Raw genomic sequence first — 20,798 nt, 5'->3', positions numbered from 1 at the left:
TGGCTGGGACCTGCGGGGACGTTGCTCGACGGTTACATGTCGAGGCCGCCGTTGACTCCCCAGACCTGCCCGGTGATGTAGCCGGAGGCGTCGGCCGCGAGGAAGTGCACGACGCGGGCCACCTCCTCCGGCTCACCCAGCCGGCCGATCGGGGTCTTGGCCTTGAGCTGATCGATGACCTTGTCCGGCACCGTCCCGAGCATCTCGGTCGCGGTGTAGCCGGGCGTGACGGCGTTGACGGTGATGCCCAGGCCGTCGGCCTTGCCGGAGCGTTGCACCTGGTGCGCGGCCTCGCGGGCCAGCGTCTTGGTCAGGCCCAGCAGCCCGGCCTTGGCCGAGGCGTAGTTCGACTGGCCGATGCCGCCCATCTCGCCGATGACCGAGGAGATCATCACGATCCGCCCGGTGCCGCGCTCCAGCATGTGCCTGAGCGCGGCCTGGGACAGGTAGAAGGCGCCGGACAGGTTGACGTCGATGACCCGGCGCCAGTCGTCGTCGGTCATCTTCAGCACAGTGCGGTCGGCGGTGATGCCGGCGTTGTTGACCAGGATGTCGAGCCGGCCGTGCTTCTCGATGACCTCGGCGACGGTGCGCCGGCAGTCATCGGGGTTGGCGATGTCGCCCTTGTGCACGGAGAAGCCCTGGTCGGGGAAGTCGTCGCAGAACTGCTTGCGGAAGCGCTCGGCGGCCTCGTCGTTGCCGCTGTAGCCGGCGGCGACGTCGGCGCCCTGGGCGGCCAAGCTGCGGGAGATCGCCGCCCCGATCCCCCGGGTCCCGCCGGTGACGAAGGCCACCCGGCCGGAGAGCTTCTCACCGGTCCTGCTGGTCCGTTCCTGGGTCGCTGTCACCGGCTCCTCCTGAGCACTTGGGTGCACGCGTCTCGTGCCTGGACCGGAGCCGGGTCTGTGCGCCAGACCACGCCTTCGGTTTCGAGTACCGGCAGCATGGTGCCGACGGGACGGCACGGCAAGACAGGGAACGACTACGTCCGCTGATGCCCCGCACAGGGGGCCGGTGGAGGCCCGGCCCGGCCCGCGACAGCCCGCCGGCGGTCGCGACACCCGTGGGCGTGTCCGGTACGCCCTGTTGCCGACTCGCCGTCGTACCGGCCCCCGGGTCGTGGGCCGACAGCGAGGCCGGGAGAGTGGCCCGCGCTCCCGCCCACCCACGGACAGGAACGCCATGAGGACACCGACCCGCCGCACCGTGACCACCGCCGCCGCAGGGCTGACCGGCCTGTGCGCCGCCGTCCTGGTGCCGACGGTCGCCGCCCCGCAGGCCGCCGCCCACCCCGGGCCTGAACCGCACGGGTGGGTCGACACAGCGTGGCTGACCGGGTACAGCCTGGAGGACAACTCGCCCGCCGGGACCCGTACCACCTCCTCCGGTCGCAAGGCCGGCGGCACGGGGACCTTCGACGACCCGATCACGCTCGCGGTGGGTTACGAGGGCGGCGACGAGTTCCCGGTCGGGGCCGTCTTCTACGTCCCGCTGGTCCGCGCGTACTTCGTGGTGGAGGACCGCTGCGGCGCCTGCTCGGACCCCACGGGCGCGGCGGAGTACACCATCGACCTGTGGGTCGGCAGCGATCCGGACTCGTCCTGCATGTACGAGATCACCGGGGTGCACAACGTGGTCCAGAACGCCGGTCCCGGCTGGGCGGTCGTGCCGCGGTGGGACGAGCTCGGCGGGGACTGCCGGCTGTTCGGCGAGACTCCCACGCCGGCCTGACCGGACCGCGGCGACCCCACCGAGCAGTCGGTGCGGTCTCCGCGCCCCGACCGGCACGGGGGCGCCGGCGGAGCCGGGGACGGAGGGGGTGGCTGCGTCAGACCGACGGGCTCCGCGGCGACGCGGTGCCCGAGGTCACGGCGGCCACCACCGCCGGACAGACCTCCTCAGCGACCGCGCGCAGCTCGGCGTCCGTGCGGTCCTGCACCGGATGGGGCACGAGCACGCAGGGCACCGGGAAGCCCAGCGCCGCGCCCTGCAGCCGCGCGGCGTCGGCGAAGGCCTCGCTGGCGAGGAAGACCCCCACCACGCCCCGGCGCTCCAGGTCGGCGATGTCGTGCACACTGCACGACGTGCACGAGCCCTAGTCGGCCAGTGCCTCGACCACCACCTCGCAGTGCTCGGTGATCTCCTGCCGCAGGTCCACCGGGGCGACGCGGGCGAACGTGGGTTTGCGGTACCGGCGCACCGTGGCGCCGTGCTCGCGCAGCAGCTCCTCGAGACGGTCCAGGACGACGTCGCCGCGGGCCTTGCTGATGTCCAGCAGACCCACCGTCCGGCCCTGCAGCGAGGCCGGGCGAGGCAGCAGGGCCCGCTCCGGCGCCCGGCGCTCGCCCGTGGGGTCGAGGACCGTCCTCATGCCCGTACCTCCCGCGTCACCGGGGTGCTCCCCGTCTCGCCGCCGACCCAGCCGCCGATGATCGCACTGAACAACCCGGCGTCCCCGCCGGCGTGGGCCACCAGCAGACCGCCGGGCCGGAACTTCGGCACGTCGTCGGCGGCGACCCCGGGCGGCAGGCCCTCGGCCATCCCGCCGGCGCCGCGTACCAGCTCACCGGGCGGGAGCCTCAGCAGCCCGTCCAGCTCGGCCAGCAGGCGGGCGCGGTCCCAGCCGGCCTCGCGGAGGACCCGGCCGTGCTCCGGGGAGACGACGAGCATCGCGTCGAAGGCCATCGGCAGCTTGGGGTGGGCGTTGACGCGCAGGCAGGCCGCGAACGACCGGGCCAGCGACTCGGGTTCCCGGCTGAGCTGGTCGACCACCGGCTGCACACCCGACCCCGCGAAGACCGTTACCGCGTTCCCGGGCACCCCGCGGTCGGCGGCCAGCGGGGCGAAGGGGCTGCCCTGCTCGCGCTCGGCGAAGCAGAAGCCGGTCTTGCCCGGGTTGCCCAGGGTCGCCCGGTCCACCTCACCGGGACGGCCGCCCCCGACGTTGCGCACCACCAGCTGCAGCGCCCGGCCGATCGTGGCGTTCGCGCGGTTGCCCTGGCCGAGGGCGTTGACCCCGCTGTTCATCCCGATCCGGGCGGCGACCGGCCCGTTGACGACGACGACCGGACCGGCGAAGTGGGTCGTGGCCAGCACGCCGTGCAGGGCGAACTCCTCCGCGCACGCCGCCTCCAGCGCCGCCAGGACGACCGGCAGGTATTCGGGCAGGCAGCCGGCCAGCACCGCGTTGACCGCGACCTTCTCGACGGTGCAGGGCACGAGGTCCGGCGGGACGACGGCGACCACCTCACCGGGGTCGCGAGTCGTGCCGCGCAGCATCCGGAGCACCCGCTCGGGGGTGGGCGGGACGACCGGCAACCCGTCGGTGAAACCCCGGTCGAACAGCGCCTCGTGCTCGTCCTCGAGGTCGGCCAGCTCGATCCGGCGGCTGACCAGCCGGCTGCCGCCGTACCGCGCCTCCAGCGCGTCGATCCGGAACGGGTCGACCGACAGCGACCCACAGCCCGGCCGGTGCTCGGGCAGGCCCTCCCCCAGCCCGGGGACGCCGGTCAGCGCCTCCCACTGCTCGCGGCTCCAGCCGACCGTCCGCGCGGTCTCCACCCCGTGCTCGATGCGCAGCAGGGTCGGGACCGTCTCCACACCCAGGCGGTAGGACAGCTCCAGGGCGGTGTCGTCGTGGTCGAACCAGGTGGGGTCGTCCTGGCACCACACCGCGGCACCGAGGCCGCGCAGCACCGGCTCGACCAGGACGCAGGTCGGGCAGTCGTGCTTGACCACGGCGACCAACCCGTCGGGCAGCTGCCCGGCGCCGCCCGGGCCCGGCGCTCCTACACCGCGCCCGTCCGTGCCGGAGCGGGTGCTCCCCGGTGTGCGCGGCGGCACCGCGCTCACCGGCCGCTTCCCGATGGTGGGGGATCCTCCCCGCCCGCGTCGTCGGACAGCTCCTGCGGGATGCCCTCCGACGGAGCCCGGTGCCGCTCCGGGTCCAGGTCCTCCGCCAGCCGCTGCTCCACCTCGGGTGTCCCGTCCGGATCGGTCACACGGCACGGTGTTCCCCCCACGGGGACCGCGGAACCCCGGTCGCGGCGCGGAGGACGACGTCCACGGGGACGACGTCCACGGGGACCCTGCGCCGCCGACGACCGTGCGACCGCCCGCTGCCCGCTGCTGGGGTCGCCGTCACGCGCCGGCACCGGGCGGGTGACCGGGCACGCCGACCTCACGGAGATCGGTGACCGCCAGGACGCGGGCGGCCGGGTACAGCTCGATCTCGGCGTCCTCGGTCAGGGCCGCCATCACGGTCAGCCAGCCGGCAGGCCCGAACCGGACGATCCTGCGCGGCATCTCGATCGAACGGGACGGGTCCGCCGGGTCCTGCACCACGACCCGCCCCTGGTACAGGTGCCGGTCGTTGACGGTGGTGATGTCCATCGGGACTCCTTGGCGGGCACGGACGGGGGTCCTGGCCGGGAGCGTCCCCGGACGAGGTCCGCCCGGTCGCGGTGGCGCGTCCCCAGGGTGGCGGGTGATCGCGTATCGTGGCGTCCGGTCGCTGTTGTGCCTCTGCTTCGTTCCCGAACGTCGACAGTCGTCTCTGCCTGACGTTCCTCTCGGTCCTGCCGGTCGGTGCGGCGACCCAGGACCGGCAACCGTCTGTCCTGATGCGACAGCACGGAAGAGGGAAACGACATGACCCAGGGCACTGTGAAGTGGTTCAACGCCGAGAAGGGCTTCGGCTTCATCGAGCAGGACGGCGGCGGCCCCGACGTCTTCTGCCACTTCTCGGCGATCAGCGGGAGCGGCTACCGGTCGCTGGACGAGGCGCAGCGCGTCGAGTTCGACGTCACCCAGGGCCAGAAGGGCCCGCAGGCGGAGAACGTCCGCGCGATCTGAGCGACGCCGGCACACGGCACCGGACCCCCACGGCTCTCCTGCCGTGGGGGTCCGGTCGTTCCCGGGGCCCGTGCCGGACCCGGGGCACCGCGGTCGGGCCGGTACGGTCTGCGGACCACCGGTCCCCGCGGAGGCGCTCGTGCCCGACCAGCCCGCCGACCCCGCGACCTGGTCGCTGCGGGCGATCGAGGCCGCGTACCGCGCCAAGGTCCGGCTGGACCGGGCACTCTCCGCCCGCGCCCGTCGCCGTGGCTGGACGACCGCTGCCCTCGGCTACCCCGGGTACGCCGCGCAAGGCCGGGCGCGGGTGCGGGGACGGCTGCTGCTGGCCCCCGCGGGCACCGACCCGAACGCCCGCCTCGACATCCCCGGCTGGCGCCGGCTGCTGACCCTCGAGCAGCCGCACGGCGAGATCGACGTCACCCTGGGCGCAGTACGGGTCCGGGCGCGTGCCGACGACGCGGGCCTGATCGACCTCACCGTGGCCGCCGAGCTGCCCCCTGGTCCGGCCACGGCCCTGCTGCACCCGGAGGGCCGCCCGCCGGTGCCGGCGCCGCTGCACGTCGCCTCCCCCGACGCGCGCCGCGGCGTCGTCTGCGACATCGACGACACGGTGTGGATCACCGGGATCCGGCACCCCCTGCGCGCCGCGTGGCGCACCTTCGCGGGCAACGGCTCCACCCGCCGCCCGGTGGCCGGCATGGCGGCGCTGCTGGTCCGGCTCGTCGAGGGCACCCCGCACGCACCGGTCGTCTACGTGAGCAACGGGCCGTGGAACCTGGCCGGGCCGATCACCGCCTTCCTCGAGCGGCACCGCTTCCCGGCCGGTGCCCTGCTGCTCACCGACTGGGGGATCAGCCCGCGCGCGTGGTTCCGCAGCGGCCGGGCGCACAAGCGGGCGTCCCTGGAGCGGCTGACCGCCGACCTGCCCGGCGTGCGGTGGGTCCTGGTCGGCGACGACGGCGAGCACGACCCCGAGATCTACCGCGACTTCGCCCGCGCGCACCCGGACCGGGTCGCGGCGATCGCGCTGCGCACCGTCGCCCCGATCGGCACGGAGCCGCCGGAGACCGAGGAGCGGGCGGGCGCCGTCCCCGTCGTCCGTGCCGGCGACGGCCGGGCGCTCGCCGACCTGCTCGACCGCGCCGGCCTGCTCGCCGTCCGGCCGGCCCCCCTCGGCAGCGCAGCCGGCGGCTGAGGGGCCCGGGGGCCTCACCCGCCGGGCGGCGGGACCAGCGGGGCGGGGACCCGTCGCCGGGCGGGGCGGCGCCCGGCTGCCGCAGCCGACAGCGCGGCCAGCGTGCGGCGCACGCCGTCCTCGTACGGGGTCGCGGGGAGCCCGAAGGCCCGCGCCGCCCGGCCGCCGTCCACCTCGAAGGGCTGCTCGAACTGGTAGACCAGCTCGGCTCCCTCCCGGGCCAGCGGGCACCAGCCGGCCGAGCACCCGCAGCTGGACGGCGCTGTACCGGAGCAGCAGGAGCCGCGTCCCGGCCTGCCGGCAGGCCTCCGCGGCGAGGGCCCGCCCGCTGGTCGGCCGGGGGTGCGGCACGTGCCAGACCGCCGCGTCCGACGTGTCCCGCATGCCGAGGACGGCGACCGTCCGGGCGAAGTCGTCGACGAAGGTCGGGGTCAGCGGCTGGTCCGGATCACCGAGCCAGTGCACCGGCCGGCCGCGGCGCGCGGCGCCGAACACGTTGCCCGCGATCACCGAGCGCACGCCGGGGCCGTACAGCTCCCCGGCGCGGGCGATGCTGACGCGCAGCCCCCCGTCAGCGGCAGCGTGCAGCAGCCGCTCGGCGAGCCAGGCGCGGAGGACGCCCCTGGCGCTGACCGGCCGCCAGGGGGTGTCCTCGGTCATGGCCCCGTCGACCCGGCCGTACATCCAGGTGTCGTCGGCGTAGACCAGCCGGGCGCCGACCGCCCGGGCGGCGTGCACGAGGGCGTCGGTCACCACCGGGAACTCCTCGGTCCACCGGCTGAACTCCGGCATGACGCAGTGGTGGACGGCGACCGCCCCGCGGCTGACGGCGGCCAGCGCGGCGCCGTCCCGGGCGTCGGCCGCCACGGCCTCGACACCCGGGGTGCCGACGTCCCGGCCGTCCCGGGTCACCGCGCGGACCCTGACCCCCGCCGCGTGCAGGTGACCGACGACGAGCCGGCCGACCGCGCCCCCGGCCCCCACCACGACGTGCACGCCGGACGGACCGTCCTCCGGCGGCGCGGGGCGCAGGGGCGTCTGGCGCACGTCGGTCACGGCGGCCTCGCGGTCAGGCGGGACGGACGACGAGCGGCAGCCTCGAGACGGCGACCATCGTCCACGGATTGCGGTGCTCGACCGGTTCGTCGGCGGCCACCTCGATGTCCCGGTAGCGCTCCAGCAGCAGCCGCAGCGCGACCCGGGCCTCCAGCCGGGCCAGCGGCGCGCCGAGGCAGAAGTGCACGCCGTGCCCGAAGGTCAGGTGCGGGTTGGGCCGGCGGTGCAGGTGGAAGCGCTGCGGCTCGGCGAACACCCGCGCGTCGCGGTTGGCGGCGGCCAGCCAGGGCAGCACCACCTGCCCGGCCGGGATGTGCACGCCGCCGACCTCGGCGTCGGCCGTGGTGATCCGGGCCAGCCGCGGGAACGGCGTCCGCATCCGCAGCACCTCCTCGATCGCTGCCGGGAGCAGGTCCGGATCGGCCCGGACCTCGGCCGCGGCGTCCGGGGCGTCGGAGAAGGCGACGATGCTGTTGCCCAGCGTCGCGGTCGTGGTGACGTGCCCGGCGACCAGCAGCAGCCCGACGAAGCCGACGATCTCCTCGTACGCCAGCCGCCGGCCGTCCACCTCGGCCTGGATGAGCCGGCTGGTCAGGTCGTCGCCCGGGTGCGTCCGCCGGGACCTGATGTGCTCCAGGAAGTAGGCGTTCATCTCCCGGACGGTCGGCGCCACGGCGCTCACCGCCTGCTCGCCGGCTTCCACCAGCCCCTGGTCGGGGTCGATCTCCTGGCCGAGCAGCACGTCGGCCCACCGGCGGAACAGCCCCCGGTCGGACGTCGGGACGCCCAGCAGGTCGGCGATCACGATCACCGGCAGCGGATAGGCCAGCGCGTCGACCAGGTCGAACCGCTCCCCCGCCCGGTCGAGCAGCTCGGTGGTGAGCTCGGCGATCCGCGGCTCGAGGCCCGCCACGACCCGCGGGGTGAACGCCTGGTTGACCAGGGACCGCAGCACCCGGTGGCGCGGCGGGTCCATCCGGACGAGGTTGCCGCGCTGGAAGAGCGCGAGGTCGTCCTGCGCGGGTTGCAGCGCCGTGAGGTCGGAGGAGAAGACGACCGGGTCGGACAGCACGATGCCGGCCTCCGGGTGGCCCAGCACCTGCCAGCACTGCTGCCGGTCGTCGAAGTGGACCTGCCCGTGTTCCCGCCCGGCCTCCAGCCACGCGAGGAAGTCATCGAACGTCGGTCGGGTGGTCGTCATGCGGGCTCGCTCCCCTCGGACTGGGCGGCCGCGTCCCCGGTCCGGGGAGGAACGCGGCGCGGGACCGGCCGGTGCGCCCGGCCGTACCGGGTGCGGGACGGCCGGCGGGCTCGGCCGGCAACCGGAACGCCATCGCGGTCAGCAGCATCGCGGCGACCGACACCAGGGTCAGGGTCACCGTCTGCAGGACCTCGTCGCTGGTCGTGTGGAGCAGGTGCAGGGTCCGCTGGTGGTACAGCTGGTGGGGCAGGTAGGCCACGACCGCGGCCAGGCCCGTGGCCCGGGCGAGCCAGACCCCGCCGGTCAGCAGCGCGACGAGGGCCACGACGCCGATGGCCAGGTTGCCCTGCCCGACGTCCCGGAGCAGGTGCTCGTTGTAGGGACCGTCGACGCTCACCCAGTGCCGGCCCAGACCCGGGAAGTCCTCGTAGAACGACGCCGGGGCGAGCGCCTGCCACCCGCCGACGCCCAGGCCGAAGACCGCGAACCAGCCCAGCAGGCCGGTGACGGCTCGTCGCACGGGAGCCTCCCTCCCGGGTGCCCGACCGGCGGCGACCGCCGCTCCGCTGGGGCGGCTCGCCGTCACCGGGCCCGTGGAGGCGATGGTCCTGCCGCCGCCGGGTGCTCACAAGGGACGACCGGCACTGGTGCCCCGCTCGGGACGACGGCGTGCCGTCGGGTCGGCGTCGCCGCCTCGGGGGACGGAGGCCACGGGGGTGCGGCTGCTGCGGCCGCCGGCCAGGGCCGGCTGGGAGCGGCGCTCGAGCACGTCGGTCGGCACCCGGACGCCGGCGACCGTGACGGCCTCCGGGACCGGGTGCGTCCCCAGGGCGGCCAGCGCCTCCGGACCGACGCGCTTCTCCTCGACCGTGAACTGCACCGACAGCTCCGCGGTCGGCCGCCCCCCGGTGACCTTGTAGCCCAGGCCGATCGAGGCGACGTTCGGGTCGTCCAGGTGGCGCTGTCCGTCGGTGCGGAGGAACTCGCGCAGGCCGGTGAGCAGCTGCCGGTAGGAGACGTCGCCCCACGGATCCGGCGGAGCGGGCGCCTGCGGGTCCATCCCTGACCTCCCGGGTGGGTGTCCGGTACACCGGACGGAGGCGGACCACCGCCGGCCTGATACACGGCCGGCGGAGGTCCTCAGGAGGCCACCCGCCGTCCCTCACCCAGGTGCGCGACCAGCCGGGTGAGCCGGTCGGTCGGGTCCAGCCCGAGCTGGTCGCGGACCCTCGCCCGGAACTGCCGGTAGGAACGGACGGCAGCGGCCACGTCGCCCTCGGCGAGGTGGATCCGCACCAGGACCCGGTACGCGCTCTCGCGCAGCGGCTCCCCCCGGACGGCGAGGGAGGCCGCCTCGACCGCGTCGCCCGGCCGCCCCGCGTCGGCCAACCGCGCGGCGAGGGTCTCCAGCGCGTACAGCCGCAGCTGCCGCAACCGCTCCCGCTCGACGAGGACCCAGTCGTCGCACCAGCCGGGCAGCAGGTCGCCGTGGAGCTCCGGGAGCGGGAGGCGCAGGTCCTCCACACCGGTGCGCCGGTCCCGGACCCGGGCCGACCAGGCGCACAGCTCCCGGACGTCGACGTGCACGCCCGGGGCCACGGTGAGCGCGCCTCCGGAGGTGTCCAGCAGCCCCGGTGCCAGCCGGTGCAGCCGCCACAGCGCCGACCGCAGGCTCGCGTGCGCCTGCTCCTCGGGGACCCCGCCCCACAGCTGGCCGGCGACCGCCGACCGGGCCGGCCGACCGGAGAGGCAGACGTACGCCACCAGGCGCTGCACGCTGCGGGGGACGGCGTCCGGCCCTGCCGGGACGCCGGCGGCGCCGAGGGTGGAGCCGCCCAGCAGGCCCACCCGCAACGTCGTCGCCCGCACGTCCACGGCGTCCGCTCCCCGGTGCTGCACGACCGGCAGAGGCGGGCGCGGCCGGTCCTGATACACCGGGGCGAGGTGACACGGCGGTGACGGCGCGGTGACGCCCGCGCCGGATCGTCGCGGACCCGGGCGGCTGCCGTCGTCCGCAGGACGAGGAGGTCGGGCATGACCGGTGTGACCACGGACGCGACCAGCGGGACCACGACCGGGACGACGGTGCAGAGCCCGCTGACGCTCGTCATGCCGGTCCGCCCCGATGCGCGCGCGGCGCTGCGGGCGGAGGTCGAGCAGCTGCAGGCCCTGCCTCGCGACCGGAACCCGGTCATCACCGCCCTGGACGCGATCGGCACGGTGCACTTCGCCCGGTTCGTCTTCCTCGACGACGATGCGCGGCTGGCCGTGATCACCACGTACGACGGGGACTTCGAGCGCTACATCATGGACTTCGTCGACCACATCGGGCCGGTGTTCGACATGCTGCTGAGGCACATGGTCGACCCGCCGCCGCTCCCGGTGCAGCAGCACCCCGAGGAGTTCCTCGCCTACGTCCGCCGGCACGACCTGGGGTGCGTCGGGCCCTTCTACAGCGCCTATCCCACCCGGCCGGTGATCGACATCCGCGCCGACGACGCCGGCTGAGCCCGGCGGAACGGGGGCTCAGGTGGTGCTCGACCTCTCCGACGTCCAGGGTCTGGTCGTCCGCGGCTACACGATGCCCACGGCGCGGCACCTGCTGCTGCGCGTGGACTCCGCTCCGGCCGCCCGCGCGCTGCTCGGCTCGCTGGTCGACGGTACCCCGGGCCGGCCGCAGGTCACCACGGCGACCCCGTGGACCGAGAAGCCGGAGTCCTGCCTCAACGTGGCGGTCACCGCGGCCGGGCTGCAGGCGCTGGGGGTGCCGCCGGCCGGCTTCCCCGCCGAGTTCACCGCGGGCGCCGTCGCCCGGGCCGCGCTCGTCGGGGACACCGGGCCCAGCGACCCGGTGCACTGGCGCCCGGCGTTCACCGACCCGGGGTTCCACCTGCTGCTGTCTTTGGCGGCCGTCTCCCCGGCGGCGCGGGACCGGGCCACTGAGGCCGTCCTGGCCGGCACCGCACCGGGGCTGACCGAGCTCGACCGCCTGGACGGCGACCTGCTGCCCGGCCGGGTCGACCACTTCGGCTACGTGGACGGGATCTCCCAGCCGACCGTCGACCCCGCCCCGCCCCCCGGCCCGCCCGACCGGCTGCCCGTCCAGCCGACCGGTGCCTTCCTGCTCGGGTACCCCAGCCAGTTCACCGGCCACAGCTACCCCGTGCCCGACCCGCCCGCCCTCGGCCGCAACGGCAGCTTCGCGGCGTTCCGGGTGATGGCCCAGGACGTCGCCGCCTTCTGCGCCCTGCTGGCCGAGCAGGCGCAGCGCACCGGCACGTCGGCGGAGCTGGTCGCCGCCCGGCTGTGCGGTCGGTGGCGCAGCGGGACGCCGCTGGTCCTCTCCCCGGACACCGATGCCCGGCTGCCACCCGAGGCCCTCAACGACTTCGACTACTCCGGTGACGAGCGCGGCGAGCGCTGCCCGATCGGCGCGCACGTCCGGCGGATGCACCCGCGCGACTCCCCCGTCGCCGGAGGCGGGGGCGCCAAGCACCGCGTCGTGCGGCGCGGGCTGACCTACGGCCCGCCGTACGACCCGGCCCGGCCCGACGACGGGCAGGAGCGCGGGGTCGTCGGCCTGTTCATCGGTGCCAGCCTCCGGGACCAGTTCGAGTTCCTCATGGCCGAGTGGGCGCTCGACGGGCTCTTCGCACCGGGGCTGGGCCGCACCCAGGACCCCTTCCTCGGCACCGGGGACGGCACCGGCGCCGGCCGCGCCTTCCGCTTCCGGACGGCCGCCGGCCGGGCCGAGCTGACCGGCCTGCCCCGCCTGGTCACCACCCGGGGCGGCGCGTACGTCTTCCTCCCGAGCGTGACCGGGATCCGCCACCTCGCCGGGACCTGAGCGCGCTGCTCCCGGGCCTCACCGGGGTGGTGCCGAGCACCCCTCACCCGGGGCCACCTCGGCCGGGCACCTCAGGCCGGGACCGCGTCGTACACCCCGGCCGTCTCCAGCGTCGTCCGCAGCCGGGCCAGGATCCGTGCCCGCGTCGGGCCGATGCTGCCCACGGGCATCCCGAGCCGCGCGCTGATCTGCGCGTAGCTCGGCGCCGGGGAGGCGACGAGCAGGCCCAGGAGCGCCTGCTGCTGCGCGGGCAGTGCGGCCACCGCGCGGCGGACGAGCATCTGCTGCTCGTGCCGCACGGCGCTCGTCTCCGGCCCGGCGTCGTCGGTCGGGCCGTCCCGGTGGACGGCGGGGACCTGCTCGAGGTCGTCGGTCACCTGCTCGCGGCAGTGGTCGCGGGCCACGGCCAGGCAGGCCCGCCGGGTCGTGGTCCGCAGCCAGCCGGGCAGCCGCTCCGGGTCGCGGATGTCGGCCAGGTGCTCCACCAGCCGCAGCCAGGTCGTCTGGACGGCATCGGCGGTCTGCGCCTCGTCGAGCCGGAAGCCCCGCGCCACCGACCACACCAGGACGCCGTACTCGTCGACGATCCCCCGCCACGCCCGCTGGTCCCCCCGCGCGGCGCGGCGCACCAGGTCGGTCACTGCTGCGGCGTCCATGGCGACTCCCCGGTCCGGGACGGCGGCATCGCCGTCGTCCCGGAGCGTGGGCGGGCCCTGTCAGCCGGGCGTCAGCCGGAACACGAGGCCGCGTCAGCCGGACGTCAGCCGGGCGTCAGCCAGGCGTCAGCCGCGAGCCCGCGGCCGGTCCCGCCGCGCGGGGGCGTGCACCTCGAGACGCCGGGCCAGGGCGAGGGTGCGCGGCTGCGCCGGGACGCCGAGGTCGTCGAGCGCCTGCAGGCAGCGCCGCAGCGCCCGGCGGGCGTCGGCTGCGTCCCCGGCCTCCAGCAGCGCGGCGACCAGCAGCTGGTGGGCCTCCTCGGACCAGGCGTCGACCCGCAGCGCCCGTTCGCCCAGCGTCCGGGCGGCGCCGGCGTCCCCCCGGGCCAGCAGGAGTTCCCCGGCCCGGACGGCGGCCGCCACGAACCGCCCCCGCATCCGGTCGCGCTCCCACTCCAGCCAGTCGCCGCCGCTCACGTCGGGCAGGTAGTCGGTGTCCCAGAGCCGCAGCGCTTGCTCGTAGGCGGCCAGGGCGGCCGACGGCGCACCCTGGCGCTCGAGCCGCGCCGCCTCGTCGAGGGAACGCTCGAAGTCCACGGCGTCCACCTGCAGCGCCTCACCGACGAGGAGGTGCAGGACCGGCCCCCCGCTGCGGACGAAGTACGGCGCGTCGGACTCGCCGCGGTCGGGTTCGAGCAGGTCCTGCAGGTAGGCGAGGGTGACCCGCAGGTTGCGAGCCGCGGCCGCCTCGTCGAGGTCGGGCCACAGGTCGGCCGTGACCGCCGCCCGGGAGGGACCGTCGTGGGCGAGCAGGTACCCGAGCAGCTGGCGCACCCGCTCGCGGCGCAGCTCGCGGGCGACCACGACGACCCCGTTCCGGCGCAGCTGCATCGGCCCCAGGACCCGCAGCTCCAGCCGGGCGGGCGGCGCGGCCGGCAGCTCACGCAGCAGCCGGCGGGCGGTGGCGGCGACCGGCGCGGGGCCTCCGCTGCTGAGCGCCCGCAGGGTGGGCCGGGCGCGCGGCCCGAGCTCCTCGACCAGGGCGTGCCCCTCCTGGAGGCCCGAGGCGACCATGCCGAGAGCGAGCTCCGCCGTCCACGGCACCGGCAGGACGGCACGCATGACCGCGCGGGCCTCGGCCGGCAGCCCGGCCACCTGCTCCAACGACCCCTCCTCCCGGATCGCGACCAACGCCCGGGCCAGCTGCAGCGCCGGCCGGAAGCACCCCGGCGGGGCCGCGGCGTCCCACCGCGGCCGCACCTCGGGGAGCAGGACGTACTGCAGCGGCAGCGCCGCGGCGGACACCTGACGCACCGCCCGGCTGCGGGCCACGTCCAGCCGCAGCACCGCGCGCAGGGCCTCGGCGGCCGCGGCCTCCTGACCGAGCGACACCCGGTGGGCCGCCTCCGCCACGGCCCCGGCGACCGGCGCCCAGGCGACCGACGAATCGGCGACGGCCTGCCGGTGCGCCCCCAGCAGCTCCCCGGCCTGGTCGTCGCGGCCGAGGAGACCGAGCAGGACGACGGCGCAGGTGACGGTCTCCGGGGAGGTCAGGACCTTGGCGGGGTCGATCCCGGCGAGCAGGTCGGGCAGCAGCGCCTCGGCCTCGTCGAGCCGCCCGCGCATCCGCAGCGACTCGACCAGCTGGCTCCGGAAGAGCACCGCCATGTTGGGGCCGGCCGAGGCGAGGGCCCGGCGGACGACGCGCTCGGCGCCCTCGGCGTCGCCCAGCTTGAGTAGCATCAGGTGGGCGCGCAGCCACTGCTGCACCGGGCTGAGCCCGGTCCCCGCCACCAGCGCCGGCGTGGCCAGCTGCGCGCGCACCTCCGCGGGCGTGCGTGCCAGCAGACCCCGGAACAGCGCGATCCACCCGGCGGCGCGCTCGTGGCCGCGGGCCGCCAGCCCGGTCAGCCGCTCGATGTGCAGCTCCATCTCCCGGCGGTCGGACCGGCGCAGCCCGACCTCGACCAGGGCGTTGAGGCAGGCGAAGCGCACCGGTGCCACGTCGGGAGCCAGCGCGAAGGCGCGCTCCAGCAACGCCTCGGCGCTGGCCAGGCTGGTCGGCTCGGCGACGTTCGCGGCCAGCAGCAGCCCCTCGGGCCCCTCCTGCACGTCCGGGGGCAGCCGGTGCAGCCACACCTCGAGCACGTCCGGCGGGACCAGCGGCGTGCCGACCTCGCACACCTCGACGACGAGACGGCGGACGTCGTCCCACGCCCCGGCGTCGGCCAGCAGCTCCATGGCGTCGTGGTAGCGCCCGCGACGGGCCAGGACCAGGCCGGCGGTGCGGCGGGCCTGCGCCAGCTGCCCGGGGTCCAGGCGGTGCGCCAGGATCGCCGACCACAGCCCGTGCAGCGACCACCAGCCCGAGGGACCGCGGACCACCAGCGGCAGGCCCTCCAGCAGCTCCTCCAGCCGCACGTCCGGCCCGAGCAGGGCCGCGGCCAGCTCGTCGTCGGCGCCACCGACGGCGACCAGCACGCTGAGCGCCCGCCGGCGCTCCGGCGACAGCCGGCTGAGCAGCTCCTCCCACACGTAGCCGCTGACGGCGTCCGGGCCGGCGGTGGCGGTCAGCTCGGCCAGTGCCGGCCAGCCGCCGACGTCCCGCAGCAGGTCTGGCGGCACCTGCCGGGACGCCGCGAACGCCGCCATCTCCTCGCGCGCGAAGTGGAGCTCGGTCTCGCCGAGGACGACCGCCTCGCCGCTGGCGAGCAGCCGCGAGGCGCGCAGCGGCAGCGGCGGGCGGGACGCCAGGACGACGTGACCGTTGCGCGGCAGCTCCTCGACCAGCTCGGCCACGAAGTGGCCGCCGGGCGAGCCCGGTCGCACCAGGTGGACGTCGTCGAGGATCAGCGCGAGGTGCCGCGGCGCGGCGCTCCAGATGGCCTCGGCGACGGTGACCGCGGCCTCCCGCGGGTCCTGCGGGACCGGCGCGGTGAGGCCCACGGCGGCGAACGCGCCCGCGGCCAGGAACGACAGCGACGTGTCGTCCCGCTGGCAGGTCAGCCAGCGGTCCTCCCCCAGCGGGGACAGCGTGTTCTCCTGGACCGCCTGGGCCAGCAGCGTCGTCTTGCCGAACCCGGCCGGCGCCACGACGGCGGTCAGGCGCCGCTCGAACCGGGAGTGCAGCCGGTGCAGCAGCCGGGGCCGGACGATGAGCCCGCGGTCGGCGAGCGGTGGTGCGTACCGGAGCGCCCGGCTCATGCGCGGGCTGTCCGGACGCCGAGCCGGTGCACGTCGACCCGGACGCCGTGCGGCGGGAACTCGGGGGGACGGGAGGACGCCGGGCTCCCGAGGTGCAGCGAGGACCCGTCGAGCAACCTGGTCCGGACGTCCGGCGCGACGGCCACTGGAGCACCCCCTCGGGCACCTGACGGACGTGGTACGCGGGAGTGAGGTGCCTCGGGACCGGAATGCTGTGAGGTCCCCCGGCCGGTGTCAATCCACTGGGTGGCGGCGGCCGTGGACGGGCGAGCCGGTCACGCACCGCGCCGGTGACCTGACGCTCGGTCCCCGGCACCACGACGCGCCGGATGACGGGGGAACCACAGATCGCGACAGAACCTGGCGCCGCTTTCGTCCACGTTCTGCCAGTGCGAGCCGGGCCGACCGTTCCGTAACGTCACGTAAAGCAACGAGGCCGTACCGGTCCGTCACCCATCCGCACGATTCCACCTTCCCCGAGGAGCCCCCCGTGACCGCGTTCTCCCGCCCGCACCTGACCCTGCTCACCGACGACGCCCCGGCCCCTGCGCGCGAGGCCTCGCCGTGGACCGACCTGGCCCCCGTCGGGGACGCGTCGTGGCGGCTCGACGCGCTGTGCGCGGAGACCGACCCCGAGGCGTTCTTCCCGGAGAAGGGCGGCTCGACCCGCGACGCCAAGCGGGTGTGCGGCGGGTGCACCGTGCGGGCCGAGTGCCTGGAGTTCGCGCTGGCCAACGACGAGCGCTTCGGCATCTGGGGCGGCCTCTCCGAGCGCGAGCGTCGCCGGATCCGGCTGCGCCAGCGCACCGACCTCAGCGCCTGACCGCTCGCTGGTCCCGACCCGTGGTGGACCTGCCGGGCGCGAGCCGGCGCGGTGCCGCGGCGGGTCCCGCCCGGAGCGGCGGCCCCGCCGGACGCGTAGCGTGGAAATCGCGAGCCCGCTCGGTGCCCGCACCGTCGACCACCGCCCGGTGACCAGCGCGTTCCGCGCCCGGGCTCCCGGCGCCGACCGGCGCCCACCACCGCGGAGCGACCTCCGGTCCCCGCCCGTTCCAGTCTGGACCCTGCATGAGCGCACCCGCTCTGACCTTCCTCGCTCCCCCGCCCACGGGGTACGACCACGACGACAGCGCCACGGACGTCTGGTCCTCCTCCACCGCCCCGACCCGCCCGGCCGGACCCCCGCTGCGGGATCGTCAGGCCCCGGTCCTGCGGATGACCCGCGGAGCCCGCGAGGCCGCGACCGGCATGGGGATCGCCGACGCCGACATCCAGCGCTGCCTCGACGCGCCCGACGACGTCTCGCCGCACCCCGACACCCCGGCGCGGACCCGCTTCCGCCGCGGCTCGCTGGTCGTCCTCGCAGGCGCCGACGGCATGGTCCTGCGGGTCAGCCGCCGCAACCGCTGACCGGCGCCTGGCGCGGCGGCGGCCCGAGGCGCGACACGCCGGCGGTAGCGTCGGCCCGGAGACGAGGAGGCCCCATCGCCACCCACCGTGGACGCTGCGCCGAAGCCCATCTCGGATGCCCCTGCCGGGGCGACGAGACGATCCACGAACAACGGTCCCGCGAGATCACCGAGGCCCGCGGCCGGTCGGGCGAGGTCGTCGACTGCCCGGAGTGCGGTGCGCCGACGACGCCGCTGGCCATCGTCTCGTGGGGCAACTGCCGGGCCTGCCGCACGGCGCAGTCCCGGCTCGTCGACCCCCTCCGCTGGTGACCGGCCGGTGCCCCCGGCCCGCACGGGAGCACCGCCGGCCCCGCCCGGTCAACCGGGCAGCACCTTGCCGGGGTTCATCAGCCCGGCCGGGTCGAGCAGCTGCTTGACCCCGCGCATCAGCTCCAGCTCCAGCGGGCTCTTGTAGTCGGCGATCACGTCGCGCTTGGCCTGCCCCAGCCCGTGCTCGGCACTGATGCTGCCGTCGAAGGCGGCCGCCGAGTCGTGCACGATCCGGCTCAGCTCGCCGGCCCGCGCGCGGAAGGCCCCGTCGTCCCTCGGCTGCGGCCCGCTCAGGTTGTAGTGCAGGTTGCCGTCGCCGACGTGCCCGTAGGCCACGACCCGGACGCCGGGCAGCGCCCCGGCCAGCGCCCGGTCGGTGGCGGCCACGAACGCCGGGATGGCGCTGATCGGCACGGTGACGTCGTGCTTGAGGCTCGGGCCCTCGGAGTTCTGAGCCTCGGAGATCCCCTCGCGCAGCGCCCACAGCGCGGCCACCTGCGCCGACCCGGAGGCGACCACGGCGTCGGTGACCACGCCCCGCTCGACCGACTCCCCCAGCGCCGCCTCGACCACCGCCTCGAGGCCGGCGTCGGGCAGCGTGTCGCTCAGCTCGACCAGCGCGTACCAGGGGTGGACGTCGGCGATCGGGTCGCGCACCCCCGCTCCGTGCCGCAGCACGAAGTCCACGCTCTGCCGGGACATGAGCTCGAAGGCGGTCAGCCGGTCGCCGGCCGACCCGCGGACCACGCCGACGAGGTCCACCGCCGCCTGCGGGTCCGGCAGCGCCACCCACGCCGTCGCCGTGCTGCGGACGGCCGGGAACAGTTCGAGCACGGCGGCGGTGATCACGCCGAGCGTCCCCTCGGCGCCGACGAACAGCTGCTTGAGGTCGTAGCCGGTGTTGTCCTTGCGCAGGCCGCGCAGCCCGTGCCACACCCGCCCGTCGGGCAGCACGACCTCCAGGCCGAGGGTGAGGTCGCGCATCGTGCCGTAGCGGAGCACGCCGGTGCCGCCGGCGTTGGTGGCCAGGTTGCCGCCGATCGTGCAGCTGCCCTCGGCGCCCAGGGACAGCGGGAACAGCCGGCCCGCGGCCGCGGCGGCCTCCTGCACCGTCTGCAGCACCACCCCGGCCTCCACGGTGATCGTCGAGTTCGCCACGTCGAGGTCCCGGATCCGCCGCATGCGGGTCAGCGAGAGCACCACCTGCCGGCCGGAGGCGTCGGGCACCGCGCCGCCGCACAGCCCGGTGTTGCCGCCCTGCGGGACGACGGCGACGCCGAGGTCCCGGCACAGCGCGACAACGGCCGCGACCTCCTCGGTGCTGCCGGGACGGACGACGGCCGCCGCCGTGCCGGAGTAAGCGCCCCGCCAGTCGGTGAGGAACCCGGCAGGGTCCTCGACCACCCCGGCCGGCCCGACGACGTCCCGCAGCCGCGCGGTGAGGTCGGCGGTCACGGGGCGACCTCGGGCCGGACGGCGTGCACCGGGGGGAGGCCCAGCACCCTGCGGGCCCGCGCCAGCTCCTCCGCCGTCGGCCGGGGTGCGAGCGCCTCCAGGTGCGGGGCCTCCGCAGGGAAGCAGGCCGCGAGCACGTCGAGCGCCGTCGCCACGGCGGTCGAGGCACCGGGTGAGGCGCCGAGCAGGGCGGCCAGCGACCCGCCCGCCGAGGTGACGACCTCCGTGCCGAAGCCGACCAGCGTGCCCCGGCCGTCGGTCTCCTTGAGCACCTGCACCCGCTGACCGGCGCTCACCAGCCGCCAGTCCTCCTCCCGGGCCGTCGGGACGAACCGGCGCAGCGCCGCCATCCGGGACGACGGCGACGCGGTGACCTGGCGGACCAGGTACGCGACCAGGGACCGGTTGTCGCGCGCGGAGGCGAGCAGCACGGGCAGGTTCCCCGGCCGGACCGAGCGGAGCAGGTCGCCCCGCCGGCCCCGGGTGAGGAACCGCGGGGAGAACGCGGCGAACGGGCCGAACAGCAGCGACTCGCGCCCGTCGACGACCCGCAGGTCCAGGTGCGGGACGGAGATCGCCGGGGCGCCGGGCTCGGCGTGGCCGTAGACCTTGCCGCGGTGCGCGGCCACCAGCTCGGGGCGGTCGGTGCGCAGGAACCGGCCGCTGATGGGGAAGGCGCCGTAGCGCCGGACCTCCGGCATCCGCGCCGACTGCAGCAGCGGCAGCGTCCCGCCGCCCGCACCGACGAAGACCCACGGCGCCCGCAGCTGCCGGCGCTCCCCCGTCGCCCGGTCGCGCACCGCCAGCTCCCAACCCCCGGCCCGCCGCCGCAGCGACGTGACCTCGGTGCGCAGCCGCACCTGCCCGCCCCGCCGGATCAGGACCTCCAGCAGCTGCCGGGTGAGGACGCCGAAGTCGACGTCGGTGCCCTGCGCCGCCCGGGTGGCCGCGATCGGCTCGTCGCCGGTGCGTCCGTCGAAGACGAGCGGCAGCCAGGAGACGAGGACATCGGGGTCGTCGCTGTACTCCAGGTCGGCGAAGAGCGGGGAGTCGCGCAGCGCCTCGTACCGGGCCCGCAGGTAGGCCACGCCGTCCGCGCCGCGGCCGAGGCCCAGGTGCGGGACCGACCGGACGAACGCCTCAGGCGGGCCCAGCTCGCCCCGCTCGACCAGCCGTGCCCAGAGGGCCAGGGAGGCGGCGAACTGCTCGCCGATGCGCACCGCGCCGGCCGGGTCGACCGTGCCGTCGGGCCGCCGCGGCGTGTAGTTGAACTCGCACAGCCCGGCGTGCCCGGTGCCGGCGTTGTTCCAGGCGCTGGAGCTCTCCAGCCCGGCCTCGTCGAGCCGCTCGACGACGGCGATCCGCCAGTCCGGTCGCGCCTCGGCCAGCAGCACGCCCAGCGTCGCGCTCATCACCCCGCCGCCCACGAGGACGGCGTCCCACTGCTCGACCGGCACGGCGCTCACGCTAGGAACGGCGCCGATGCCTGTCCAAGACCGCTGCGGCATCGCGCGATGCCCGGGAGGCATGGGGCCACCGATGAGTTCGCCGGGTGCCGGGTGTCACTGCTCCGACGGCAGGAGACGGCGTCCGCAGCGAGCGGACC

The 20,798-nt window shown here is 76.2% G+C and carries 20 protein-coding genes and 2 pseudogenes; 7 read left to right on the top strand and 15 right to left on the bottom strand.

Going from position 1 to position 20,798, the window contains the following annotated elements; all coding sequences use genetic code 11:
• Positions 1–32 precede the first annotated feature (32 nt).
• Positions 33–848: a beta-ketoacyl-ACP reductase gene (locus GOBS_RS11850; RefSeq protein ID WP_012948528.1), complete on the bottom strand. Its 816-nt coding sequence runs from the start codon at positions 846–848 to the stop codon at positions 33–35.
• 334 nt (positions 849–1,182) lie between these two features.
• On the opposite strand from GOBS_RS11850, the gene GOBS_RS25435 reads away from it, so the two are divergent.
• Positions 1,183–1,731, top strand: coding sequence for a hypothetical protein (locus tag GOBS_RS25435; protein WP_012948527.1), 549 nt, complete (start codon positions 1,183–1,185; stop codon positions 1,729–1,731).
• Positions 1,732–1,828: 97 nt separating this feature from the next.
• On the opposite strand, the pseudogene GOBS_RS29335 reads toward GOBS_RS25435, so the two are convergent.
• The 4 genes and pseudogenes from GOBS_RS29335 to GOBS_RS11825 form a co-directional block, all read right to left on the bottom strand.
• Positions 1,829–2,371 (bottom strand): annotated as a pseudogene (locus GOBS_RS29335) (UGSC family (seleno)protein).
• Entirely contained in the window at positions 2,368–3,852 is a 1,485-nt protein-coding gene (locus GOBS_RS11830; protein WP_012948524.1) for a thioredoxin family protein, read from the bottom strand. Before GOBS_RS11830 ends, GOBS_RS29335 begins: the two are co-directional and overlap by 4 nt.
• Positions 3,849–4,001 carry a hypothetical protein gene (locus tag GOBS_RS27400; RefSeq protein WP_012948523.1) on the bottom strand — a complete coding sequence of 51 codons (153 nt, stop codon included), beginning with the start codon at positions 3,999–4,001 and terminating at the stop codon, positions 3,849–3,851. The genes GOBS_RS11830 and GOBS_RS27400 overlap by 4 nt, the downstream gene beginning before the upstream one ends.
• Before the next feature lie 139 nt (positions 4,002–4,140).
• Positions 4,141–4,392, bottom strand: a complete 252-nt coding sequence (locus GOBS_RS11825) for a hypothetical protein (RefSeq protein WP_041241456.1) — start codon at positions 4,390–4,392, stop codon at positions 4,141–4,143.
• A 258-nt stretch (positions 4,393–4,650) separates the two neighbouring features.
• Here GOBS_RS11825 and GOBS_RS11820 point away from each other — a divergent pair, with 258 nt between their 5' ends.
• Positions 4,651–4,854, top strand: a complete 204-nt coding sequence (locus tag GOBS_RS11820; protein WP_012948522.1) for a cold-shock protein — start codon at positions 4,651–4,653, stop codon at positions 4,852–4,854.
• 139 nt (positions 4,855–4,993) lie between these two features.
• A complete protein-coding gene (locus tag GOBS_RS11815; protein WP_012948521.1) occupies positions 4,994–6,052 on the top strand; it encodes an App1 family protein in 1,059 nt (352 codons plus the stop codon).
• A gap of 14 nt (positions 6,053–6,066) precedes the next feature.
• On the opposite strand, the gene GOBS_RS27395 is transcribed toward GOBS_RS11815, so the two are convergent.
• The 6 genes and pseudogenes from GOBS_RS27395 to GOBS_RS11790 all read right to left on the bottom strand — a co-directional run bounded on the left by GOBS_RS27395 (position 6,067) and on the right by GOBS_RS11790 (position 10,184).
• The gene (locus GOBS_RS27395) at positions 6,067–6,225 is read right to left on the bottom strand and encodes a hypothetical protein (protein WP_166487359.1); all 159 of its coding nucleotides are present in this window, start codon (positions 6,223–6,225) and stop codon (positions 6,067–6,069) included.
• Positions 6,226–6,457: 232 nt separating this feature from the next.
• Positions 6,458–7,036, bottom strand: a pseudogene (locus GOBS_RS29685) (NAD-dependent epimerase/dehydratase family protein); the annotation flags it as partial.
• An 85-nt stretch (positions 7,037–7,121) separates the two neighbouring features.
• On the bottom strand, positions 7,122–8,309 hold the full coding sequence (locus tag GOBS_RS11805; protein WP_012948520.1) for a cytochrome P450: 1,188 nt from the start codon (positions 8,307–8,309) through the stop codon (positions 7,122–7,124).
• Complete coding sequence (locus tag GOBS_RS11800; RefSeq protein ID WP_012948519.1) at positions 8,281–8,829, bottom strand: hypothetical protein; 549 nt, start codon at positions 8,827–8,829, stop codon at positions 8,281–8,283. The genes GOBS_RS11805 and GOBS_RS11800 overlap by 29 nt, the downstream gene beginning before the upstream one ends.
• Positions 8,830–8,934: 105 nt before the next feature.
• The gene (locus tag GOBS_RS11795; protein WP_012948518.1) at positions 8,935–9,369 is read right to left on the bottom strand and encodes a hypothetical protein; all 435 of its coding nucleotides are present in this window, start codon (positions 9,367–9,369) and stop codon (positions 8,935–8,937) included.
• Positions 9,370–9,449: 80 nt separating this feature from the next.
• Positions 9,450–10,184: an AfsR/SARP family transcriptional regulator gene (locus GOBS_RS11790; RefSeq protein WP_012948517.1), complete on the bottom strand. Its 735-nt coding sequence runs from the start codon at positions 10,182–10,184 to the stop codon at positions 9,450–9,452.
• A 159-nt stretch (positions 10,185–10,343) separates the two neighbouring features.
• On the opposite strand from GOBS_RS11790, the gene GOBS_RS11785 reads away from it, so the two are divergent.
• Positions 10,344–10,817, top strand: a complete 474-nt coding sequence (locus GOBS_RS11785) for a hypothetical protein (RefSeq protein WP_012948516.1) — start codon at positions 10,344–10,346, stop codon at positions 10,815–10,817.
• A 22-nt stretch (positions 10,818–10,839) separates the two neighbouring features.
• On the top strand, positions 10,840–12,156 hold the full coding sequence (locus tag GOBS_RS11780; protein ID WP_012948515.1) for a Dyp-type peroxidase: 1,317 nt from the start codon (positions 10,840–10,842) through the stop codon (positions 12,154–12,156).
• Between the two features lie 71 nt (positions 12,157–12,227).
• Here GOBS_RS11780 and GOBS_RS11775 read toward each other — a convergent pair whose 3' ends face one another.
• Together GOBS_RS11775 and GOBS_RS11770 are read right to left on the bottom strand one after the other, a co-directional pair.
• Positions 12,228–12,812, bottom strand: coding sequence for an RNA polymerase sigma factor (locus GOBS_RS11775; RefSeq protein WP_012948514.1), 585 nt, complete (start codon positions 12,810–12,812; stop codon positions 12,228–12,230).
• Between the two features lie 126 nt (positions 12,813–12,938).
• On the bottom strand, positions 12,939–16,016 hold the full coding sequence (locus GOBS_RS11770) for an AfsR/SARP family transcriptional regulator (RefSeq protein ID WP_012948513.1): 3,078 nt from the start codon (positions 16,014–16,016) through the stop codon (positions 12,939–12,941).
• A 490-nt stretch (positions 16,017–16,506) separates the two neighbouring features.
• On the opposite strand from GOBS_RS11770, the gene GOBS_RS11765 reads away from it, so the two are divergent.
• Positions 16,507–16,839 carry a WhiB family transcriptional regulator gene (locus GOBS_RS11765; protein ID WP_012948512.1) on the top strand — a complete coding sequence of 111 codons (333 nt, stop codon included), beginning with the start codon at positions 16,507–16,509 and terminating at the stop codon, positions 16,837–16,839.
• A 245-nt stretch (positions 16,840–17,084) separates the two neighbouring features.
• Positions 17,085–17,426 (top strand): hypothetical protein, encoded by a 342-nt coding sequence (locus GOBS_RS11760; RefSeq protein WP_012948511.1) that lies wholly within the window; start codon positions 17,085–17,087, stop codon positions 17,424–17,426.
• Between the two features lie 359 nt (positions 17,427–17,785).
• Here GOBS_RS11760 and GOBS_RS11755 read toward each other — a convergent pair whose 3' ends face one another.
• Together GOBS_RS11755 and mqo are read right to left on the bottom strand one after the other, a co-directional pair.
• Positions 17,786–19,192, bottom strand: coding sequence for an FAD-binding oxidoreductase (locus tag GOBS_RS11755; protein WP_012948510.1), 1,407 nt, complete (start codon positions 19,190–19,192; stop codon positions 17,786–17,788).
• Positions 19,189–20,658 (bottom strand): malate dehydrogenase (quinone), encoded by a 1,470-nt coding sequence (gene mqo, locus GOBS_RS11750; protein WP_012948509.1) that lies wholly within the window; start codon positions 20,656–20,658, stop codon positions 19,189–19,191. The genes GOBS_RS11755 and mqo overlap by 4 nt, the downstream gene beginning before the upstream one ends.
• Positions 20,659–20,798: the final 140 nt, after the last annotated feature.

This window comes from Geodermatophilus obscurus DSM 43160 (assembly GCF_000025345.1).
Lineage (GTDB): Bacteria > Actinomycetota > Actinomycetes > Mycobacteriales > Geodermatophilaceae > Geodermatophilus > Geodermatophilus obscurus.
This window is presented reverse-complemented; position numbering and strand designations above follow the sequence as displayed.